General features: G+C 59.8%; 18 protein-coding genes and 1 pseudogene. 13 read left to right on the plus strand and 6 right to left on the minus strand.

The annotated features are described in order from the left end of the window. Positions 1-96 precede the first annotated feature (96 nt). The 3 genes from RCH93_RS13710 to RCH93_RS13720 are packed head-to-tail and all read left to right on the plus strand — an operon-like array spanning position 97 to position 1,953. Complete coding sequence (locus RCH93_RS13710) at positions 97-957, plus strand: YkgJ family cysteine cluster protein (protein ID WP_306548982.1); 861 nt, start codon at positions 97-99, stop codon at positions 955-957. Between the two features lie 37 nt (positions 958-994). Next, positions 995-1,624, plus strand: a complete 630-nt coding sequence (plsY, locus tag RCH93_RS13715) for a glycerol-3-phosphate 1-O-acyltransferase PlsY (RefSeq protein ID WP_306548983.1) — start codon at positions 995-997, stop codon at positions 1,622-1,624. Further along, positions 1,621-1,953 (plus strand): DnaJ domain-containing protein, encoded by a 333-nt coding sequence (locus RCH93_RS13720; RefSeq protein WP_306548984.1) that lies wholly within the window; start codon positions 1,621-1,623, stop codon positions 1,951-1,953. Before plsY ends, RCH93_RS13720 begins: the two co-directional genes overlap by 4 nt. Before the next feature lie 34 nt (positions 1,954-1,987). Here the strand turns inward: RCH93_RS13720 and RCH93_RS13725 are convergent, their stop codons facing one another. Next, entirely contained in the window at positions 1,988-2,140 is a 153-nt protein-coding gene (locus tag RCH93_RS13725; RefSeq protein ID WP_306548985.1) for a hypothetical protein, read from the minus strand. A gap of 252 nt (positions 2,141-2,392) precedes the next feature. Here RCH93_RS13725 and RCH93_RS13730 point away from each other — a divergent pair, with 252 nt between their 5' ends. Further along, positions 2,393-3,265 (plus strand): methylenetetrahydrofolate reductase, encoded by an 873-nt coding sequence (locus RCH93_RS13730; RefSeq protein WP_306548986.1) that lies wholly within the window; start codon positions 2,393-2,395, stop codon positions 3,263-3,265. On the opposite strand, the gene RCH93_RS13735 is transcribed toward RCH93_RS13730, so the two are convergent. From RCH93_RS13735 to RCH93_RS13750, 4 genes are all read right to left on the minus strand, one after another. Beyond that, complete coding sequence (locus RCH93_RS13735; RefSeq protein WP_306548987.1) at positions 3,219-4,643, minus strand: MATE family efflux transporter; 1,425 nt, start codon at positions 4,641-4,643, stop codon at positions 3,219-3,221. The two genes, RCH93_RS13730 and RCH93_RS13735, sit on opposite strands and share 47 nt — an antisense overlap. Positions 4,644-4,861: 218 nt before the next feature. After that, positions 4,862-5,986 (minus strand): glycosyltransferase, encoded by a 1,125-nt coding sequence (locus RCH93_RS13740; RefSeq protein WP_306548988.1) that lies wholly within the window; start codon positions 5,984-5,986, stop codon positions 4,862-4,864. 213 nt (positions 5,987-6,199) lie between these two features. Further along, the gene (gene cysS, locus RCH93_RS13745; protein WP_306548989.1) at positions 6,200-8,527 is read right to left on the minus strand and encodes a cysteine--tRNA ligase; all 2,328 of its coding nucleotides are present in this window, start codon (positions 8,525-8,527) and stop codon (positions 6,200-6,202) included. 173 nt (positions 8,528-8,700) lie between these two features. Further along, positions 8,701-9,384: an arginine N-succinyltransferase gene (locus RCH93_RS13750; protein WP_306548990.1), complete on the minus strand. Its 684-nt coding sequence runs from the start codon at positions 9,382-9,384 to the stop codon at positions 8,701-8,703. 222 nt (positions 9,385-9,606) lie between these two features. Between RCH93_RS13750 and RCH93_RS13755 the strand changes: the two genes are divergently transcribed. The 4 genes from RCH93_RS13755 (at position 9,607) to RCH93_RS13770 (ending at position 14,725) form a co-directional block, all read left to right on the plus strand. After that, positions 9,607-10,875: a M48 family metallopeptidase gene (locus RCH93_RS13755; RefSeq protein ID WP_306548991.1), complete on the plus strand. Its 1,269-nt coding sequence runs from the start codon at positions 9,607-9,609 to the stop codon at positions 10,873-10,875. 4 nt (positions 10,876-10,879) lie between these two features. Beyond that, entirely contained in the window at positions 10,880-12,016 is a 1,137-nt protein-coding gene (locus RCH93_RS13760; RefSeq protein WP_306548992.1) for a DUF2786 domain-containing protein, read from the plus strand. A 129-nt stretch (positions 12,017-12,145) separates the two neighbouring features. Then, on the plus strand, positions 12,146-14,047 hold the full coding sequence (speA, locus tag RCH93_RS13765) for a biosynthetic arginine decarboxylase (protein WP_373693298.1): 1,902 nt from the start codon (positions 12,146-12,148) through the stop codon (positions 14,045-14,047). Between the two features lie 285 nt (positions 14,048-14,332). Beyond that, complete coding sequence (locus RCH93_RS13770; protein ID WP_306548994.1) at positions 14,333-14,725, plus strand: hypothetical protein; 393 nt, start codon at positions 14,333-14,335, stop codon at positions 14,723-14,725. Positions 14,726-15,182: 457 nt separating this feature from the next. On the opposite strand, the gene RCH93_RS13775 is transcribed toward RCH93_RS13770, so the two are convergent. Continuing rightward, positions 15,183-16,496: a transposase gene (locus tag RCH93_RS13775; RefSeq protein ID WP_306548995.1), complete on the minus strand. Its 1,314-nt coding sequence runs from the start codon at positions 16,494-16,496 to the stop codon at positions 15,183-15,185. Positions 16,497-16,590: 94 nt separating this feature from the next. On the opposite strand from RCH93_RS13775, the pseudogene RCH93_RS13785 reads away from it, so the two are divergent. The 5 genes and pseudogenes from RCH93_RS13785 (at position 16,591) to RCH93_RS13805 (ending at position 22,321) form a co-directional block, all read left to right on the plus strand. Then, positions 16,591-17,828, plus strand: a pseudogene (locus RCH93_RS13785) (ISAs1 family transposase). Positions 17,829-17,907: 79 nt separating this feature from the next. Continuing rightward, a complete protein-coding gene (locus tag RCH93_RS13790; RefSeq protein ID WP_306548997.1) occupies positions 17,908-18,471 on the plus strand; it encodes a transposase in 564 nt (187 codons plus the stop codon). Between the two features lie 36 nt (positions 18,472-18,507). Continuing rightward, a complete protein-coding gene (locus tag RCH93_RS13795) occupies positions 18,508-19,698 on the plus strand; it encodes a saccharopine dehydrogenase family protein (protein WP_306548998.1) in 1,191 nt (396 codons plus the stop codon). After that, entirely contained in the window at positions 19,698-20,891 is a 1,194-nt protein-coding gene (gene nspC, locus RCH93_RS13800; RefSeq protein WP_306548999.1) for a carboxynorspermidine decarboxylase, read from the plus strand. The genes RCH93_RS13795 and nspC overlap by 1 nt, the downstream gene beginning before the upstream one ends. Before the next feature lie 236 nt (positions 20,892-21,127). Beyond that, the gene (locus tag RCH93_RS13805) at positions 21,128-22,321 is read left to right on the plus strand and encodes a Xaa-Pro peptidase family protein (RefSeq protein ID WP_306549000.1); all 1,194 of its coding nucleotides are present in this window, start codon (positions 21,128-21,130) and stop codon (positions 22,319-22,321) included. Positions 22,322-22,396 lie beyond the last annotated feature (75 nt).

Consider the following 22,396-nt stretch of genomic DNA (forward strand, 5'->3'; position numbering starts at 1 on the left):
CGTCTGCGCCTGCGTGCGCTGGGTTGGGCGTGGTGGCGGCTTGTTTTTCAGTTTTTTTTTGTGTAGGGTGCGGGCTTAACTTTTTACGGGAGCGAAATGATCGAGAAAGAAGCGTTTGCAGCCGGAATCGGATTGCTGCGGGAACCGGTTCTGCCCCTGGTGTCCATTGTTCAGTTTTTATACCTGACCGGCGATTTTGCCGCTGTAGACGAGGTGATCAGCCAGCTGCCCGCAGACATTGAAACCGGCTCAGCCCTCTACCCGGATGCGACGGCGCTGCTGGCGCCCTACGTCGACCTGCTCCAGCCCCTGGCGGAACTCAAGGCCGGCCGGCCGCCGCAGGAACTGGTGGTGGACCTTGAGGGCAACCCGGTGGACGCCATGACCGCGACCGTTGCCCTGGTGGCGCAGAGCGTCCTCAGCCGCGAGCTGGAACGGATCAACAGCCTGCTCTGTGCGCCGTGCAACTGCACCCTCTGCTGCGTTGGTCCGGACGCGGACATGGCCCAGGAATATTTTGAGATTCCGTTGCAGCCGGTCGAGACCGACCTCTTTGCGCTGGAGCGAATCGACACCGAAACGTCCAGGTCGCAGTCCATCGACCACGAGCCGCCCCTGCAGCTTGGCGGCCGGGATTTTTTCAACCGACCCGATCCGGCGCTGATCCGCTGGCAGGCGGGCTGGAGCCTGATGCTGCCCCGGGCAAGCCAGTGCCCCAGTCTGGAAGCGTCGGGCCGCTGTCGGGTTTACCCCGACCGGCCCGAGGTCTGCCGACGGCCGCAGATCTTCCCGTATGTGGTGGAACCCATCGAGGGGCAGAGGCAACCGACTTTGCGCCTGCGTCAGGCCCTGCTGGCGGTGGCGGACTGTCCCTATGTCCAGTTGCTGCAGGACGAGATCAACGCCTATGCCGCAGCCAGCGAACTGGATATGATCTTCCGGCGCAACAAGGCCTGACCGCGCCTGCCGATTTCTAACCCTCAACGAAACCCCTATGAACAGCACTGCAATTTTCTCTATTTTCGCCGCCTATCTTCTCGGCGCCGTCCCCTTTGGCCTGCTGCTGTCCCGCGGCAGCGGCATCGACATCCGCACCCAAGGCAGCAAGAACATCGGAGCCACCAATGTGGCCCGCCTGCTGGGCAAGAAGATTGGCGCCCTGACCCTGGCCTTCGATGTCCTTAAGGGCTTTGCGCCGATGTTTCTCGCCGCCCTGCTGGTGCAAGACGATCCCCAGCGCGATCTGATCATCGCCCTCTGCGGCGCAGCCTCGGTTCTGGGCCACATGTTTCCGGTCTACCTGCGGTTCAAGGGCGGGAAAGGAGTGGCCACCGCCCTGGGCGCATTTTTGTATCTGGCTCCGCTGGCGGTGTTGGGCTGCGTGCTGGTCTTTGTGGCGGCGGTGTACCTGTCCGGCTTTGTCTCCCTGGGTTCATTGCTCGGTTCGGCCTCGATCCTGCTTTGGCTGACGCTGCTCCAAGCGCCGATCTGGAAACTGGGGCTGGCCGCGTTCATTGTTGTGATGATCTGGGGCAAGCATTATCAAAACATTGGCCGCTTAGTGCGCGGCACAGAAAAATCCTGGAAGAAAAAGGCTGAGACTGCGGCAGAGGCAGAGGGGTGAACGCCAAACAGTGGCAGGCCATTGAGCAGGCAAGAGAGGTGCTGGGCCTCGGTGATCGCGCCACCTTGGCCGAGATCAAGCGGGCCTACCATCGTTTGAGCAAGCTCCATCATCCGGATACGGCCGAAGCTGCTGGCGACAACGAGCAGATGTACCGGATCACCGCCGCCTACGAGTTGTTGAGCCAGTACTGCAACGAGTACCGTTATCCCCTCAAACGAGACGATGCCGGCAGCGAAGAACTCGACGTCTACGACCCCGAGGACTGGTGGCAGGCCCGATTTGGTCAGGACCCGATATGGAGCGGCAAGAAAACCAGGCGACGTTGAGAGAGGCAACGGCTCCTGGGCGGGGCAACCGCCATCAGGTGACCAGCGGTTTTTTCAGGGGGATCGGGCAGGGCCATGCGGCAAAGAATGCGCAATAGTCGCGCACCAGTTGTTTGCGGGCCGCCAGATTGATCATCCAGTAGCAGGGACTGAGCATCAGGATATGGATGGCTTGTTTCGGCGTCATGGTTCACCCTCCGTGGCAAACGAGAAACTTTCCTGATGTTCGTATCGGCGTTGTTTGCCCAGGCGTTTAGCCTGCAGTCGTTTTGACGCCTGCAGGGCACCTGTCGCCTCAATGCCTTTTTTCGACGTTTTTATAATAGAATCGAGGGCGAGAAGTCGTCCCGCCCTCTTACCTCGTCACCAACGATTCCAACGTGACGGTCAGGCTCGTTGCAACCGCCTCCCGCCACGATCATACCCAAGGAGTACAGCGATGCAGATTCCTCAATTAATCCAAGAGCGCAGTCCGTTTGTTTCCCTGGAATTTTTCCCGCCGAAAAAGCAGGAGGAGTGGCCGGGATTTCTTGAAACGGCGAGCGAGCTGAAGCAGCTGCGGCCGCTGTTTGCCTCGGTGACCTACGGCGCCGGCGGCTCCACCCAAAGCAACACCCTGGAGATCTGCGAGCGGCTGATCGCCACCTGCGGCTATGAGATCATGCCCCACCTCACCGGGGTCACCGCCGACCGGGACAAGGTCAACGGATTTTTAAGCGCGATCAAGGCGATGGGCATTGAAAACGTCCTGGCCCTGCGCGGCGACCGTCCCGCCGGTTTTGCCGGCACGGATGCGGAGCTGTTTGGCGTCTTCCCCCACGCCTCGGATCTGGTGGCGTTTATCCGCGAGCATCATCCGCAACTGGCCATCGGCGTGGCCGGTTTCCCCGAAGCCCACGGCGAGGCGCCTTCCTTTGCCGCCGATCTGGCAGTCATGCGGCGCAAGGTGGAATGCGGGGCGGATTTCGTCATCACCCAGCTGTATTTCGACAACCGGATCTATTTTGACTACGTCGAACGGTTGCGGGCCCAGGGGGTCACTGTGCCGGTGGTTCCTGGCATTCTGCCCATCCGCAGCCTGGCCTCGCTGCGTTTTACCCTCCAGCTGTGCAACGCCCGGGTGCCGGGGCAGCTGATCAACGCCCTGATGAAAGCCCACGAGCAGGGCGGGGCCAGCGCGGTGTATGAGATTGGCGTGGCCTACGCCCGCGAGCAGGTCAAGGGGCTGCTCGACGGCGGCGCTCCCGGCGTCCATCTTTACACCCTCAACAAGGCGGACATGTGCCTGGCGGTGATGGACGGCCTGTTGTGACCGGCTGTCCCGCCTGACGTTCCAATCTGCGCAGCATGATCCGCACCCGACAGCCCAGCAGGGCGGCGGCGGCCGTCAATGCGCAGATCAATCCTATCCAGAAGCCCTGGGGGCCGGGTTCCATGCCCCCCAGGCGCGCCAATCCCAGTCCATAGCCCATCGGCAGTCCAATCCCCCAGTAGGCCAGCAGCATCAACAACAAGGGCACGCGGGTGTCCTTGCAGCCGCGCAGAATGCCGCCGCAATTAACCTGCATGGCGTCTGGCAGCTGGAAAATCGCCGCGAACACCAGCAGGGAGACGGCCAGCTGCTGGACCACCGGGTCCGCCGTGTACAGGGCCGCAATATCATGCGAAAAACCCAGAATCAGCAAACAGGTCAGCACCGCCCCGCCCAGGGCCAGCCCTAATCCGGTGCGGACAGTGCGGCGCAATCGTCGAACGCGTTTTCTGCCGATGGTGAAACCGACGCGAACGGTCAGGGCGGTGGCCAGACTGTAGGGCAGCATGTAGAGCATGGAGGTGAAGTTGAGGGCGATCTGGTGCGCGGCCACCACCTGAGCCCCCAGTTTGGCGATGAACAGGGCGATGACCGTGAAGATCGAGCATTCGATGAACAGGGTTGCTCCCAGCGGCGCCCCCAAGCGGAGAAAAGAGGCCAGGCTTGCTCCCGACGCCGACGTCCCTGCGGACGTGAACGCAAAGAGCCGACCCGTGCCGGCAATCCGGCTTTTGGCCAGCAACAGGGCCATAAAGCCGAGCATAACCAGGATTGAAAGCGAGGTCGCCCAACCGCAGCCCACCCCGCCCATGGCCGGCAGGCCGAGTTTGCCGTAAATCAACAGATAGTTGGCAATGATGTTGACCACTAGCCCGAGAAAACCGGCAAACATCGACAGGCGGGGTTTGCCCAGGCCGTCTCCGCCGCCCTTGAGGGCAAAAAAGACGCCGCCCAGCGGCAGCCCCCAGGAGATGGCGAACAGATAGCGGCTGGTGATCGGGATCACCTCGGGACTCACCCCCATCCAGACCATGCAGGGCTGCATCAACCAGAGGCTCGGCATCAGCAGCAGGCCGGCCGTCAGCCCGACGACCATGCCCTGGCGGATGGAGCGCCGCAACGCCTGGCTGTCGTCCCGACCGTGCGCCTGGGCCACCAACGGGGTTACGGCGTTGAGCAGGCCGATCAGAAACAGGTAGACCGGGAAAAAAATCGAGGAGCCCACGGCCACTGCGGCCAGATCGACCGCACTGACCCGCCCGGCCATGACCGTGTCGACAAAGCCCATGGCCGTCTGGGACAGCTGAGCCAGGACCAGCGGCCCGGTGAGCGCAAGGAGGACGCGGGCTTCGTGGCGAATAAGGACGAGGGCTTTCACAAACAGATCGGGAAGGGAAAAAGGGAAAAGGAACTGGGAACAGGGAACAGGGAAAGGGCCGACTCTCTGCGAGGAACACAGGAGCAAACCCATTTGTCAGGTGCACGCCAGTTTGCGGGGCAGCAAAGAAACAGCCGCAACCGAGCAGGCGACGGGCGGACAACCGGGCCAGCGGAGGACAATCCTTATTTTAGAGACGAAACAGCATCTTCCCCTGCTCAATCAGGCTGTTGTGCGGCAACCACCCCATATCGGGCGTAGGTGGCCGTCAAGATCCTGACCATGCCCTGCAGCCCGTAGCGCTCGGCAATGATGCGATGCTGCCGTTCCATCCGCTCCGGGTCGCGGCGGGGCAATTGGGCCAGTTCGGCCAAGCCCTGGCTGGCGGCGGGGACGTCGTCGTACTCGACTAGGCGGTAATCCTCGATGTGGCTGAGCGGTTCCATGGTCGAGGGGATGCGGCTGGCGAGCACCGGCAGGCCGTTGAGCAGGCTCTGAATCAGGGATTGGGAAACGCCCTCGGCCTCGTTGGAGGAAAAGAAGAACAGATCAAAGGCGCTGAAAAACTGTTCCGGCTGTTCCTGATGACCGGCAAAAACGATCCGATCCGCCACGCCCAGCGCCTCGGCCTGGGCCTGGAGTTTGCCTAATTCGTCGCCGCCGCCCACCAGCATGAACCGGTACTGGGACGGCATGGCCGCCGCGGTTTTGACAATGAACGGATGCCCCTTGTAATGACGGAGGAAGCCGACGTTGCCCACCAGGACCTCGTCCTCGCCAATGCCGTACTCCTGGCGAATTTTGCGGCGGTTTTCCGGCGAAAAGCGAAAGCGGGCCTCATCGTTGCCGGTGGAAAGCACGGCTGTTTTTTCTCGCGGCACGCCCTGGGCGACCAGCTGATCGGCAATGGCCGCGCTGCAAGTGAAGACGACATGGGGAAAAAGGGTGTAGCACAGGGCTGAGGAGATTGGCGCGAGCACGTGGCGGGTGCGGACGATCAGCGGAATCCGGCACAAGCGGGCAATGGCGCCGGCCATCCAGGAATCTTCGGACGAATGGGTGTTGACCACCGTGGGTTTGAGCGCCCGGATGAGGCGATACAGCTCCCACCAGGAGGCAAGGTTGAGCTTGGCAAAGGTCGAGACCCCATGCACGGCAATTCCTTCGGCGGCGGCCCGGCGCGCCAGTACGGAGTCGCGGGGGACAATCAGGGCCACGCGGAAGCCCAGCCGGCGCATCTCGCGCAGTTCGGTCAGGACGCGAATCTCCTGGCCGCCCCAGGACCGGCTCCACTCGGTGTGGACCACCAGCGGGCTCTGTTTCATCGGTTGTGCGTCCACCATATTCTCCTTGGGTAAAATAAACGTCTTTGGCTGCCCCGGCGCGTTAAAACGCCGCTTGCGATCAAGACGACGGCGCAGAAGGACGCAAGGCTTACGCCGCGTCCGAGCAATGTCTGTTGATGCAGGACAGTGATTGATCCGGGGGTGTTGGCATGTTCCGGGCCGCGCACGCGCCGTCCTCCCAAGGCAGGGGGACGGAGCGGTGCGACCGGTTTATTCGGCGCCTTCCTCGAGCTGTTCCCAGATGGGACCGGCGGCGGTGTCGAGGATGGTCACGCCCTGGCGCAGCAGTTCCTCGCGGGCGGAATCGGCGGCGGTCCAGTCCTTGAGCTGCCGGGCCTGCTCGCGCTGGCGGATGAGCCGGTCAATCTCCGGCGTCAGGGGACAATGTTTGAGGCGGAGCACGCCCAGCACGGTGTTGACCATGCGCAGCGCTTCCAGCACGTCGGTTTTCTGCTCCAGGTCAAGATGCCGCAACTGCACTAAGTGATTGGTCTGCTTGATAAAATTAAACAAGGCGCCAATCGCTCCGGAGAGGTTGAGATCGTCGTTCAGGGCGTCGATAAAGCGTTTTTCCAGCTCAGAGACGTAGGAGGCCACCTCGGGATGGGGCAGGCCGGCGGGCAGGCACCGCAGTTTGCAGGTGTATTCGTCAATCCGCCGCAGGGCGGTTCGGGCCGCGTCCAGCCGCTTGTAGGAAAACATTTGGGGTTTGCGGTAGTGCACGCCCATCAGCATGAAACGGAGTTCCCGGCCGGTGTAGCCTTTGGCCAGCACCTCGTTCAGGGTGACCACGTTGCCGGTGTCGCTGGCCATCTTGCGGCCGTCCTTGAGCAACTGGCCGGAATGGAGCCAGTAGTTGGCCAGCGGTTTGCCGGTGAGCGCCTCGGCAATGGCGATCTCGTTTTCATGGTGCGGAAAAAGCAGATCCTGGCTGGCGGTGTGGATGTCCAGGGTTTCGCCGAGATACTTGGTCGACATGGCGGTGCACTCGATATGCCAGCCGGGCCGGATGTTGCCCCAGTCGGTCTCGTAGAACAGGCCCGCTTTCAGTTCCGCCAGGGTCGAGCGCTTGAGCAGGGTGAAGTCGCGGGGATTGTCCTTTTCGTAGTTGTCCAGGTCCACGGTCTGGCCGAGCTTGATCTTGCTTAAATCAATCCCGGACAGCCGCCCGTAGCGCTTGAATTTGGAGATGTCGAAATAGATCGAGCCCAGTTTTTCGTAGGCGTAGCCCTTGTGGATCAGGTCGTGGGCAATTTCGATCATGTCGCCGACGTGTTCGGAGGCCAGCGGATAGCCGGTCGCCTTCTCCACGTTGAGGATCTCGACCGCCTGTTTGAATTCGTCGATGTACTTGCCGGTGAACTCGCGCAGGTCGGCCCCCGCATTGATCGCCCCGGTGATCGTGTTGTCGTCGAGATCGGTGAAATTCATGTACAATTCCACTGCATACCCGCGAAACCGGAGATACCGGTTGATCAGGTCGGCGACGATGAAGCGGCGGCAATGGGCGATATTGGGCGACTCGGCGGCAGTGGGGCCGCAGGCGTAGAGGGTCACCCGGTTGTCGCGGATCGGGCGGAAGACCTCTTTTTTGCGGCTCATGGTGTTGAACAGCCGCAGTTGCGAGGTCTCTTCTTTGACCTTTTCCTGGGGTTTGAACAGGGTCGTGCTCAGGTAGCGCTCGCCGCCGTCGGGCAGAATCACGACAATGCAGCCCTCGCCGATCTCCTTGGCCCGCTCCATGGCCACATACATGGCGGCGCCGCTGCTCATGCCGGCGAAAATGCCTTCCTCGGCGGCCAGCAGGCGGACGGTGCGAAAGGCGTCCTCGTCGTCGATGTCGACAATGGCGTGGGGCAGGGTTTTGTCAAAAATGCCGGGCTTGTACGATTCCTTCATGTTCTTCAGGCCCTGGATCTTGTGGCCGCGATGCGGCTCCACCGCAATCACCCGCACTTCCGGATGATGCTCGCGGAACCAGCGCGACAGCCCCATGGCCGTGCCCGAGGTGCCCAGGGTGACGATGATGTCGGTGACCCGACCGCCGGTCTGCTCCCAGATTTCCGGGGCCGTGGATTTGCAGTGCGCCTGCCAGTTGGCCGGATTGTTGAACTGGTCGGCCAGGAAATAGCGCTCCGGATGCTCGCGCGCCAGGGCGTAGGCCTTTTCGATGGCCCCGTCGGTGGCGCGTTTGGCCGGGGTGAGGATGATTTCCGCGCCATAGGCCTGCATGATCAACCGCCGTTCGATCGAGGCCGATTCGGGCATGATCAGCTGGCAGCGATACCGTTTGGCGGCGCAGACCATGGCCATGCCGATGCCGGTGTTGCCGCTGGTGGCTTCAAGCAGGATTTTGTCGCGAGTCAGTTCACCGCTTTTTTCAGCGGCTTCGACCATGGAGAGGGCGACCCGGTCTTTGATCGAACCGCCGGGATTGCGAGATTCAAGTTTGCCCAGCAACTGGACCTTGTCTGCGACGGGATTGAGCCGGGACAGCTCCACCAGCGGGGTATTGCCTATTAATTCAACAAGTTTCATGATGCTCAAAGAAGTTTCAATGGATCAAAACAATATAAAGCGATATGGACGCCCGCAACATAGTCTATTTCCAGGCAAAGCGCAAAACAACCGCCCGGCTGGCGAGAAATTTGTCGCTGCAGGCGCGGGGCGCGCAACCGGGGAGAGACGTCTCCGGCCGCGCTACTCCTTGGCTACTCCCTGAGCACCACCCGCAGGTTGCCCTCGCGGACCTCAATGGCGGCGACGCCGTCGGAAAATCCCTGCCAGAAGCCGGGCTCCGCGCCGAACACCTCAATCAGATCGATGTTTTTCAGGCCGCCCAGCCAGGCGTTGGGCAGGGGCACGCCCATCACCGAGACGCCGCGCAGGATCACCACCGGCCGGCCGGACCGGAAGGCCAGTTCCGCCCCGGCGCGCACCTTGAGCACCTTGCCGCCCATGATGGGAAAATCCGGGTCCACCGGGATAAGCAGCTTGACGCTGACCAGGTCGTTTGCAAAATCAACCGCCATTTTGCTGGCCAGATCGGGGTTCTGGCCAATCATGCCGTTGATTTCCCGCTCGCTCAGCCGAATCTCCCGCGACGCGCCCTCCTCGCTGTAGGGCTCGGGCCGCAGTTCTTCCCGGCTTGGCGTTTCCCCTTGCCGCGCCGGCAGCGGGCGGCGGGCGCCGCCAGCAACCTGCTCAAACCGTTCCAGCTTGTGTTCCAGCCGCTGCTCCTCCGCCGGGCTGAGCACCACTGGCTCAAAGGGTCCAGGAAACAACCAGCTCTTGACAATCAATAGGGTGACCACCATGGTGAGCAGCATGGCGGCAACAACAATGCCGATTACCTTGGCGGTGGAGAGGCCGGATTTTTCTTGAGGGATTTCCATGGCGATTTCCTTTGGATGCAAGCGGTTTTCCCCTTCTATACGCCACGCGTCCGCCACTGTCAAACACCGTGCGCCACTGAGGGGAAAACAGGCGGGAAACAAACAAAACAACAAAATGATAGGCCCATGCCAACATAATTGGCTTGCACCGTTTGGCAATCTCCTGTAAGTGCATCGCACTCCAGCAACCACACAACTTTTCCCCAGGGATTTTCACCTTCAATGAACGGCTATCTCCTTTTCATCCTGAGCGTTCTGCTGTTTGGCCACCTGCTGGACCTGACGGCGGCGCTGCTCAATCTCCGTCGCCTCAGCCCGGAGCTGCCGGCGGAGTTCGTCGGGGTCTTTGACGACGCCCAGTACGCCCGTTCGCAGGCCTACACCCGCGCCACCACCCGGTTCGGTCTGATCCAATCCACGGTAAGCCTGGCGCTGACCGTGGCCTTTATTGTCGCCGGCGGATTTAATTATGTGGATCTCGCCGCCCGCAGCTTCGGCTTTTCCTCGATTCCCACCGGCCTGCTGTTCACCGGGATGCTCGCTCTGTTGTCGAACATCGCCGGGCTGCCGTTTTCGGTGTACTCCACCTTTGTGATTGAGCAGCGCTTTGGCTTCAACACCACCACCGTCGCCACCTTCATTCTCGATGGCCTCAAAGCCCTGCTGCTGGCCGTGGTCCTCGGCGGGCCGCTGTTGGCCGCCATTCTCTGGTTTTTCGAGACCAGCGGTTCAGCGGCCTGGATCTACTGCTGGATCGCCGCCGTCGCCTTTGTCCTGGTTGTGCAGTTCCTGGCCCCGGTGGTGATCATGCCCCTGTTCAACAAGTTCACGCCGCTGGCCGAGGGCGAACTCAAAGCGGCCATCACCGGCTACGCGGAGCGACAACGGTTTGCCATCCAGGGGATTTACACCATGGACGGGTCCAAGCGCTCCACCCGGGCCAACGCCTTTTTCACCGGTTTTGGCCGCTTCCGCCGCATCGTCTTTTTCGACACCCTCACCGACAAACTGGCCGCCAGCGAGATTGTCGCCGTGCTCGCCCACGAAATGGGCCACTATAAACTCAAACACATCCCGATGATGATGGCGCTGTCCATCCTGCAGATGGGGCTGCTGTTTTTCATCCTCTCGCTCTTCCTCGGCAACCAGGGGCTGTTTGCCGCCTTTGGCATGGAGCACGTTTCGGTGTACGCCTCGCTGGTTTTCTTCGGCTTCCTCTACTCGCCGATTTCCACCCTGCTGGCGATTGGCTTCAACGCCTTTTCGCGGCGCAACGAGTATCAGGCCGACAGCTACGCCGCCCAGACCCTGGAGTCCGACGGGGGCGGCGAATCCCTGATCAGCGGGCTGAAAAAACTCAGCGTCAGCAACCTGAGCAACCTGACCCCGCATCCGCTCCAGGTGGCGCTCAACTACAGCCATCCGCCGGTCCTGGCCCGGATCGCGGCCCTGCGCCGCTTGCTCCCGAGCGCCAGCGCGGCGGGAAACTGAGGCTATGGATCAGATGGACAGCCGCCTGCACGCGGCCTGGCTCAGTCAACTCACGCGCGAATACAACGACATCTGCTATCAATACCGGGTCCGCCTGCAGCCGCCGGTGCTGACGATCAGCCGCAACCGCAAGCAGCTGGGCAGTTGGTCGGCCGGCGACCGGACCTTGAGTCTCAGCCATTTTCTGATCAGCGGACACCCCTGGAACCTGACCCTGCAGGTGTTGAAGCACGAGATGGGCCACCAGATGGTCAGCGAAATTCACCGCCGGGACGACGTAGGCCACGGGCCGCTCTTTCGCGAGGCCTGCGCCCGGATCGGTCTCGACGCTCCCTTCCATCGGGCCAGCGCCGATCTGGAAGAAGGGATTGCCGATGCGGGGCAGGCAACGGCCGCCACCGAGCAGGGACGGCAGGTGATCGACAAGGTGCGCAAACTGCTGGCCCTGGGCGGGTCGGACAACGAACACGAGGCGGCGCTCGCCGTGCAGCGGGCCGGCGAACTGCTGACCCACTACCGGCTGGACTTCGACGCCCTGGCCGAAGACGAAGGGTTGACCCATCGCACCATCAACACCGGCGGCCGCACTCTGCCGGCGCACCGCAAGGCGATCTGCTCCCTTCTCGAATCCTGCTTTGCGGTGCGGGTGATCTGCGCCTCGACCTACGATCCGCTGACCGACCAGGTGTTCAAAACCATCGAACTGCTGGGACGCGAGGAAGAAACGGCGATTGCCGAGCACTGCCATCATTTCCTCGAAAACCGGCTGCAGATTCTGTGGGAGCGGAACCGGCGCGGTTTTACCGGCAACAGCCGCATCGCCAAAAAAAGCTATTACCTGGGGGTGTTGGCCGGGTTTCGCGAAACCCTGGAACGCTCCCGGCGCAGCGTCGCCTCGGCCGCGCCCGTCCCCGCACCCGGACCGCATCAGACCGCCGATTTGCCGGCGCATCGGGCGCTGCAGGCCCAGCAACGGCTGGAGGCGTTCGTTGCCTTTCGGTTTCCCCGGTTGCGGCAGATGCGGGGCAAAGCCACCGCCATGCACGGCGAGGCCTACCGCCAGGCCATGGCCGAAGGCCGGGAATTGACCCTGCACCGGCCCATGGACGGCAGCGGCGCGCCAACCCGCCTGTTGTCCTGAATTCCTTTGTATTATTAGGTTTGCATGAGCGCGCGCCGGTGGCCTTGACGCCGGACGGCCGCGTTTATTATAGAAGATGTGAGAAGCGCAGCATGTTGTTGCAGGAGGAGCATACGGGTGAACTATACCATGGAACGTTGGAACATTAACAAATCGTCGGATCTCTACGGGGTTACCGAATGGGGCGGCGGTTATTTTTTCGTGGCCGAGAACGGCGACATGATGGTCATGCCCGAGCCCGGCGCGGTCAGTCGGGCGGTGAGCATCGCCGAGATTTCGGGCGGCATCCGGGAACGCGGCTTTGACATGCCGGTGCTGCTGCGGATCGAGAACATCCTCGACGCCCAGATTACCAGCTTGAATGAGACCTTCCGCTCCGCCATGGAGGAGTTGGGCTACCAGGGAACCTTCATGGGGGCCTACCCGATCAAGGTCAACCAGCAGCAGCAGGTGGTGGAAAAAATCACCCAGTTCGGTTCGCGCTACCATCACGGCCTGGAGGCCGGCTCCAAGGCTGAGCTGATAGCCGCCATGGGTATGATGCGCGACAAGAAGGCGGTGCTTATCTGCAACGGCTACAAGGATGAGGAATTCATCGATCTCGGCCTCTACGCCACCAAGATCGGCTTCACCTGCATCCTGGTGGTGGAGATGCCCGACGAGCTGCCGCTGATCATCGAGCGCTCAAAAAAGCTGCAGGCCAAGCCCATTCTGGGCATCCGCATCAAGCTCTCGGCCCAGGCCGGCGGCCATTGGTCGGAGTCCGGCGGCGAGCGCTCGATCTTTGGCCTCAACACATCCCAGATCATCCAGGCGGTGGATCTGCTGTCCAGCGCCGGCATGCTCGACTGCCTCAAGCTGGTCCACTACCACCTGGGCTCGCAGATCTCCAACATCCGAGAAATCCGCACCGCAGTCAACGAGGCCTGCCGGGTCTACGCCGGCCTGGTCAAGGAAGGCGCCCAGGTCGAATACCTCGATCTCGGCGGCGGTTTGGCCGTGGATTACGACGGCTCCCAGTCCAACTTCCTCTCCAGCCGCAACTACACCCTCAAGGAGTACTGCACCGACATCATCGAGGCGGTGATGACCTCGCTGGAGGATGAGAACATCCCCCATCCGACCATTATTACCGAATCGGGCCGGGCCCTGGTGGCCTACTACTCGATCCTGCTGTTCAACATCCTCGACGTCACCCAGTTCCAGGCCGATCCGCTGCCCGAGAAGCTGCCTGAGGGCTGCGCCCCGCAGCTTGAATACATGGTCCAGGCGCTGAAAGACCTGACCGTGCGCAACATTCAGGAGGTGTTCAACGACGCCGTGTTCTACCGCGACGAGACCCGGCGGCTGTTCCAGAACGGCAAAATCAGCCTGCGCGAACGCTCCCTGGCCGAGCAGCTGTTCTGGACCACAATCAACGAAATCAGCCGGTTGTCTAAAGAGTTGAAAAACCCCAGCACCGAACTGATCGACCTCGACCGGGTGCTGTCGGATTTCTACTACTGCAACTTCAGCGTGTTCCAGAGCCTGCCCGACGCCTGGGCCATTGGCCAGCTGTTTCCGATTATGCCGATCCACCGGCTGGACGAGGAGCCGGTCCGCAAGGGCATCCTGGCCGACATCACCTGCGACTGCGACGGCAAGATCGACCAGTTCATCGACAAACGGGGCGTCAAACGCTACCTGCCCCTGCACGAACTCAAGCCCTACGAGGAGTACTACCTTGGGGCCTTCCTGGTCGGCGCCTACCAGGAGACCCTGGGCGACCTGCACAACCTGCTGGGCGACACCAACGTGGTCACCATCCGCATCAAGGACGGCGGCGAATACGAATTCGTCAGCGAACAGGAAGGAGACACCGTGGCCGAGGTGCTGAGCTACGTCCAGTACGACCCCAAGCGGCTCTTTGTCCGCTTCCGCGAAACGGCAGAGCAGGCGGTGCGCTCCGGCCGGATCAGCGCCCAGGAACGACGGGAAATTGTCGAAGCGTATGAGGCGGGGTTACGGGGGTATACGTATTTTGAGAGGTAGGACTGAAGGTTGATTAGACTGTAGCCTGTTAGACTATTAGGAAAAACACCTGCATCCCGGTAGGTTGGGCTGAGCACAGCGATGCCCAACAACGCACTGACACCGATGCAACCGTTGGGGTTCACGATACAGCCGTTCACCCCCAACCTACGGACTGCGCGATCCTCGACTGTTCTTGATCGTTCGGAATCAAAGGGACACTGGAGCGTTCAAAGTACGTTCCCACGCTGGAGCGTTGGACGATCAAAATTGATATCATAAACTTGTAATGAGATGATCCTAAATTTGGAATATTTTAAAATAGTTACAACCATATTCCTTGCGGTTATCGGATGGATCGTGGCGCATTACTTCACATCAAAGCGAGATATAAGCAATAAACGACGTGAGATTTCTATTGAGCATCTGGTTAATGCGTATCGAGTTTTAACGAATGACGTCTCGCACAGAAAGCTCAATGACGACCGCAAGGTTGCTCTTGAAAATTTGCTTTCTGACATTCAGTTATTCGGCTCTGTTGAGCAGGTAGCTATGGCAAAATCTCTTGCTGATGAGGTGGCAGCAGGAGGGGCTTTCGAACTTGACCCATTAATCAACAGCCTCAAAAATGATTTGAGAGCTCAATTAAAACTTGAAAAAGTTCAAGGCAATGTACGTTGGTTGCGCTTTGAAAAGTAGCCGGCATCGTAGGTTGGGGTGAGGAACAGGGCCAGCGCATCAAAATATCCTAACGATGGCTATTTAGAAGTAGGCACTTGCTGGGTTAGCGTGAAAAATCATATTAAATCGAATTATTATTCAATCTTGTTCCCATATCCTCTATAAACCACCCTTCAAAAATTACTCAATTGGAGAAGGGGTATGAAAACACAGCAACCAGATATCGCCTCCCATTTCGAAAGCTTGAACCTAAAAACGGCAGTTACCCAGTAAGAGCAGCTGCCGGCGGGGGCAGCAGTCCCGCAATGGCAGCCCGTTTGTCCAACAAATAGCGGAACGCCTGTTGCGTGATGAGCCCGAGGCGATCCAGAGACCGTAACTGCTCCGCAGCATTCTGCAACAGGTTCAGGAATCGCGTCAGTGCTCGCAATGCGGACTGAACGGTCTGGGATCTGGCGTGGCTGCTGGTGATGGTTCAGTTCGTTTGACCGGCGTGTCTTGTCTGCCGGGCAACGCCATGGAGCAGCAAAGGCCGGCTGGTTATTGCCTCGGCATGCTTCTGGGGCTGGGCAAGGCGGACAAACAGGTTCCACCAGTTGTAGACCAGGGCAACGAGGCGGCTGGTCAGACGGCAGCACTTGAGCTCCTTGGTTGTGTAACCATCCCAACCCCACTGGTTCTTGAGTTCGTCGAAACAGTTTTCGCAATCGGCCCGATCGCGATACAGCTGGGCCAAGGTGAGTATCTCCGAGGGCAACGAGGGCACCAGCACGGCATATTCATAACGGCGCATGGTCGCGGGGCCGTCGATAAAAGCCAGGCGTAACTGGACAGGGCCTTCGTCGGCCAGGGCTACCTCCCCGGCCAGCGGCCGACGCAGGACGATCACCCTCCGCTCCTGGCTCCATCCGGTGAGCTTGAGTCGGGATTCGGCTCCCTCGAAGCCCTTGCCGGCATCGACCCAGTCGGCCTGGCGAAACAGCCGGGTCATGCACCGTTTGACGCCGGTGGTCATGCGCAACTTGGTGAGATAATGGGCGCCTCGTTGTTCGGCCGCAGCCAGAAACCCCTCGTTGCCGAGAAAGAGGTCGCCGCGGATCAGCGCCGGCTTCTGATTGTCCGCCAACCCGTCGTAGTATCGCCACAAAGATGGCGTCACATGGGAGGCCGCCTGACGGTTGCCGGGATTGACCTCCACGGTCAGTGCCAGGCGGGTATTGCCCATGAAACAGGAGTGATAGTTGTGGGAAGGCCGTCCTTTCTTCTGCGGATTGTAGCCGACAACCGCCCCTTCCTGTTTGCCGTAGAGACACTTGACCGTGGTGTCGGTGTCGAGAATCCAGGAGCCCAGCGACAGAGCGGATGCGGTGGACGTGTGCAACTGGTCATCGAGCCAGGCGATGGCCGCCTCCTCGTCCATCGCCTTGAGTGCCCTTCGCGTGGCATCCTCGCTGATCACCCTGCTCATTCCCAAGAGTTCCGGGTTTACCGCATCGAAGCGCAACGAGGTGATGTGGGCGTAGCGGTGATGACCGGCAAGAATCGACATCAGCAGAGTGCCAAGCACATCCCGCTTGGCCGGGGCGTTGGGGCTGGCATACGACAAGGGGCAGGAGGCGACGAAGTCGTCATACAACCCGCTCACCTTGAGAAAGGAGATGAAGAAGGGCAGCTGCCCCAGCGGTGTGACCGCCGCCTGCGGATCCCATTCCACATGGATCTTGCCGGCATAGGTGTCTAAACCGACACGCTCATCGGATGGAACCACCAAATCGTGCTGCTCACCCATTTGGTGAATACCTCGGTGGATATATTGAGTGAATTTACATCGCTACCAAAGAACGTTACACGAAAACAGACACTATTCAACTGCCGTTTTTGGGTTGAAAGATCCGAGAGTCGAAGGGAAAAACCAGCACCTGCTCATCGATATTATTATCATTGCCATTTGTGCGGTAGTCTCTGGTGCATCTGGTTGGGAGCAGATTGAAATTTTTGGAAAAGCCAAGCAGGAATGGCTCTCTACTTTTTTAGAGCTTCCCAACGGCATGCCTGGGCACGATACATTTCGACGAGTTATATCTCGTCTTAACTCTAAATGGCTATTAATAAAACTCAGCACAATTTGATGTGAAGCCACGCCCGAGTTGGCATTGCGACAAAAAGTTAATGCCATCTTCCCACCCAGGCGTAAATGCTGATACAAGGCGAGTGGGCAACGGATCAGGCTGAGTTTCATTTAGAGCCACATAACTCTAAGATTTTTCAAGAATGCTTTCTGAGTTGGGTGCACTCCATAGTCAAGGTTGTCGATGGCGAGGTTATCCCTATCGACGGAAAAACCTTGAGGCGATCATACGACACTGGTTCCGGTAAATCAGCCATTCATATGGTGAGTGCATGGGCGGCGAAAAACCGACTTGTTTTAGGGCAAGTCAAGACCGAAGAAAAATCCAACGAAATCACAGCAATCCCGGAATTGTTGAAACTGTTGGAAATCAAAGGCTGTATTGTGACCATTGACGCCATGGGGTGTCAGAAAAAGATAGCCGCACAGATTATCGAGCAGGGTGGTGATTATGTGTTGGGATTAAAAGGTAACCAAGGCTCCTTACTCGAAGCCGTTGAAACAGTTTTCAGCCAGGCGGATGTAGCGACTTTTAACAGTGAAACCTTCGATTTCTATCAAGTGGAAAACAAGGGCCATGGTCGCCATGAAATCCGCTCCCATTACACAACCGATGCAGCCGAGCTTCCCATGCTCTCTCAATGGAAGGGACTGCGGACAATAGGTGTTGTCGTTTCAGAACGGACAGAGAAGAACAAAAAAAGCACAGAGTGTCGCTACTATATTTCGAGTCAAGAAAACAAGGCAGAGCTCTTTGCCAAAGCGGTCCGATCTCATTTGGGCATAGAAAATTCACTCCATTATGTGCTTGATGTCACTTTTCGAGAAGATGAATGCCGAATCAGGAAAGGTGACGCCCCGGAAAACTTTGCAGTGTTGCGGCATATAGCCCGCAATCTTCTCCAGCGGGAGAAAACCAAAATGAGTGTCAAGCAAAAACAATTCAGAGCAGCATGCAACAACGCTTTCCTTGCCAACGTGCTGGCGGGCTAGGATTTTCGTGCGCTTGCCCTGGGGTGAGGAACGAACCCCAACGTCCAACGTCATAATGTGTCGACAATAGAGAATCATCATGCAGTACCGTCGGGCTAGAGCTCCTGGGGGCGCCTATTTTTTTACAGTGAATCTGTTGGAACGGCAACAGGACCTACTCGTTCAACATATAGCGGTGCTGCGCACGGTTGTGCATAAGGTAATGGTCACTCATCCGTTTCACATTGACGCCATGGTTGTTTTACCCGATCATCTCCACGCTGTCTGGACGCTGCCGAAAAACGATGCGGAATTCTCCACCCGCTGGGGATTGATCAAAGCCGGGTTTTCCCGTTGTCTTCCGGCTAACGAACAACGCAATGCGAGCCGTACCTCGAAAGGGGAACGGGGAATCTGGCAACGCCGTTTCTGGGAGCACCTGATCCGTGATGAACAAGATTACGCCGCTCATCTGGACTATTGTCATTACAATCCCGTGAAACACGGATATGTCGAATCGGCGGCGCAATGGCCATACTCCAGCTTCCATCGCCATGTGCAACACGGCGCATACAAGATGGGTTGGGGCTTATACAACGGAAAGGGCAGCGTTGGGGTTCGTTCCTCACCCCAACCTACGAAGCTTGCTCAACTAACAGACTAAACGCCTACAGACTATTCACCCAACCAAGGAGCCCCCATGTCCCACGTACTCATCATCGGCGCCGGCGGCGTCGGCAGCGTTGTTGTTCATAAATGCGCCCAGGCCAGCGAGGTGTTCAGCCAGATCACCTTGGCCAGCCGCACCCTGCCCAAATGCGAGGCCATTGCCGCTTCCGTCAAACAGCGCACCGGCGTTACCGTGGCGGTGGAGCAGGTCGACGCCGACAATGTGGCCGAGACCGCAGCTCTGATCCGGCGGATCAAGCCCGACCTGGTGCTCAACGTGGCCCTGCCCTACCAGGATCTGCCGCTGATGGACGCCTGCCTGGAAACCGGGGTCGACTACCTCGACACCGCTAACTACGAGCCGCCGGACGTGGCCAAGTTCGAATACAAATGGCAGTGGGCCTACAAAGAGCGGTTTGCCCAAGCCAACCTGATGGCCCTGCTCGGCTCCGGTTTTGATCCCGGCGTGACCAACGTCTACTGCGCCTGGGCCCAGAAGCACCATTTCGACGAGATCCACACCCTGGACATTATCGACTGCAACGCCGGCGATCACGGCCAGCATTTTGCCACCAACTTCAACCCGGAAATCAACATCCGCGAGATCACTCAGCGCGGCCGCTACTGGGAGCACGGTGAGTGGGTGGAAACCGACCCGCTCAGCTGGTCGATGAACTACGATTTCCCCGAGGGCATAGGCCCCAAGAAGTGCTTTTTAATGTACCACGAGGAGTTGGAATCCCTGGTGCAGAACATCAAAGGCCTCAAGCGAGCCCGGTTCTGGATGACCTTTTCCGAGAACTACCTTACCCACCTGCGGGTGCTGGAAAATGTCGGCATGACTCGGATCGATCCGGTCAAATACCAGGGCGCGGAGATTGTGCCGCTGCAGTTTTTGAAAGCGGTGCTGCCGGAACCGGCCTCGCTCGGCCCCCTGACTCAGGGCCGCACCTGCATTGGCTGCGTGTTCAAGGGCGTCAAGGACGGCCGCGAGAAGCAGCTGTACGTTTACAACATCTGCAGCCATGAGGAGGCCTACCGCGAGGTCGGCTCCCAGGCCATCTCCTACACCACCGGCGTGCCGGCGATGATCGGGGCGATGATGATGCTCAAGGGGTTGTGGAAGCGACCCGGCGTGTGGAACATGGAGGAGTTTGATCCCGATCCCTTCATGGAGGCCTTGAATCAATACGGCCTGCCCTGGCAGGTGGTCGAGCTGTAATGACCGACCGCTTGAACGGCCTTTTTAACGGCAGAAACGCCTGCCGGTTTGATCCGACGGGGGTGGAAACGCCCGCCTTTGTGGTCGACGAGGGGTTGCTGCGCGACAACCTCGCCGTCCTGGCTGGGGTCAAGGCGCGGACTGGTTGCAAAATCCTGCTGGCGCTGAAATGCTTTGCCATGCACAGCGTCTTTCCGCTGGTCCGGGAGACCCTGGACGGCGTCTGCTGCAGCTCGCCCCACGAGGCGCGGCTGGGCCGGGAGGAATTTGACCGCGAGGTGCACAGTTTTGCCGCCGCCTACTCGGCTGCGGATATTGAGCAACTGGCGACCACCTGCGACCATCTGGTGTTCAACTCGTTTGGCCAGTGGCAACGGTTCCGGACCCTGGCGGAACAGAGAGCGCACGCCGCAGGCCGGAGCCTCGAATTCGGCCTGCGGATCAACCCCGAGCATTCGGAAGGCGCGGTCCCCATCTACGATCCCTGCGCCCCCGGTTCCCGACTGGGCATCCGGAGGGCCGAGTTCCGGGAGGATCTGCTGGATGGGATCAGCGGCCTGCACTGGCACAACCTCTGCGAACAGGACGCCGACTGCCTGGAGCGGACCGTGGCGGCGGTGGAGCGCAACTTTGCCGACATCCTCCCGCGCATGACCTATGTCAACTTCGGCGGCGGCCACCACATCACCCGCGAGGGCTACGATCTTGAGCTGCTAATCGACATCGTGGGCCGCTTCCAGTCCCGCTGGGGAGTGCAGGTCTACCTGGAACCGGGCGAGGCGGTGGCGTTGAACTGCGGCTACCTGGTCGCCACGGTGCTCGACGTGGTGCAGGCCGACATGCCGGTGGCTATTATCGACGCCTCGGTTCCGGCCCACATGCCCGATGTGCTGGAAATGCCCTACCGGCCGCACATCATCGGCTCGGGCAAACCGGGCGAAAAGCCGTTCACCTGCCGCATCGGCGGCCTTTCCTGCCTGGCCGGCGACGTGGCCGGCGAGTACTCCTTTGACGCGCCGCTGGTTCCCGGCGATCGGCTGGTGTTCACCGACATGGCCATCTACACCATGGTCAAGACCAACACCTTCAACGGGGTGCAACTGCCCGCGATTATGCTCTACCGCCCGGAAACCGACCAGCTCTCCCTGGTGCGCCGCTTCGGCTACGAGGATTTCAAAGGCCGATTGAGCTGAGCCCTGTCCCGCTGATTCCCGTTCAAGGGAGTTTGCGGGACAGGTTTTTTTTTGCCGACGGTTTTCCAATCAATCGACTGTTCGATATACTGTCCCCTAAACTGGGTGGTTGCCAAGTATCCGTTCCCTCGAGCCGACTTGCCATTGACAGAACCGGTTTTGTTGAATACCGTGGCCTGCAACTTTGCAGTCAAACCGGGACCTTGTTTCAACCACACGCACAGGGGGACGTATTCATGACGGACATGCTGTACACGCCGAAAAGTGAAATTGACGCACGCATTCAGACCTTTCAAAAGACGCTGGAACAACTGGGCCTCGACGGCGCCCTGATCATCCACCACACCAACCTGTTCTACCTCAGCGGCACCTCGCAAAGCGCCCATCTCTTTGTGCCCCGCGCCGGCAAGCCCATTCTCATGGTGCGCAAAAGTTTCGAACGCGCCTGCCAGGAATCGCCAATCGAGGAGATCCTCGACGTCAAGAGCCTGAAAACCATCCCCGACCTGCTCAAAGAAAAGGGCTTCAGCATCGAGACGCTCGGCCTGGAACTGGACGTCGTCCCCTACAACACCTGGCAGTTCTATAATAAAATTTTCAAGGATTCCACCTTTAGCGACATCTCCGACGCCCTCAAGCGCATCCGCACGATCAAATCCGAATATGAGATTGGCCTGCTCCAGGGAGCCTGTTCCATCCTGGATCAGGTCTTTGCCGACGTCCCGGCCATGCTCCGCGAAGGCATGACCGAGATCGAGCTGGCCAGCCTGTTCGAGGCCGGGATGCGGCGGCGCGGCTACGGCGGTTGTTCCAAGATGCGTGCCTTTAACCAGGATTTCTTTCTCGGCAACGTCACCACCGGCGCAAGCGGCGCGGCCCCCTCCTATTTCGACGGCCCGGTGGGCGGCTGCGGCCTGACTCCGGCCAACAACCCGCACGGCGCCGGCTGGAAAGCCATCGGCCGCAATGAAGTGGTCTACATCGACTACACCTGCGTGATCAACGGCTACACCGCCGACGGGGCGCGGATGTTCGTCATCGGCGCGGTCTCGGAGCAGTTGCGCCAGGCGCACGCGGCATCCTTGCAAATCCAGGAGGCCATTGTGACCATGATCAAGCCCGGGGTGATCTGTGAGGACGTCTACGCCAAGTCGGCGGAACTGGCCGAGCAGATGGGCCTGCAGGACGCCTTCATGGGCATCGGCAACGACCGTGTGCGCTTCATCGGTCACGGGGTGGGCCTGGAACTCGACGAGTATCCGATCTTTGCCAAGGGCGTCAAAATGCCCCTGGCCGTGGGCATGACCTTTGCTCTGGAGCCCAAGTTCGTCTTTCCCGAAGGCGCCATCGGCACCGAAAACACCTATGTGCTCACCGCCGACGGCCCCAAGGCGCTGACCCACGCCCCGGAGACGATCATCGGGGTGTAAACGGGCAACGAAGGGCGCCACGTCGGGGCAGCGGCTTGACGCCGTTGCCCTTTTTTATTGCCGATTGCCGCAATC

It is taken from the genome of Desulfobulbus sp. (assembly GCF_030824455.1).
Taxonomy (GTDB): Bacteria; Desulfobacterota; Desulfobulbia; order Desulfobulbales; family Desulfobulbaceae; genus Desulfobulbus.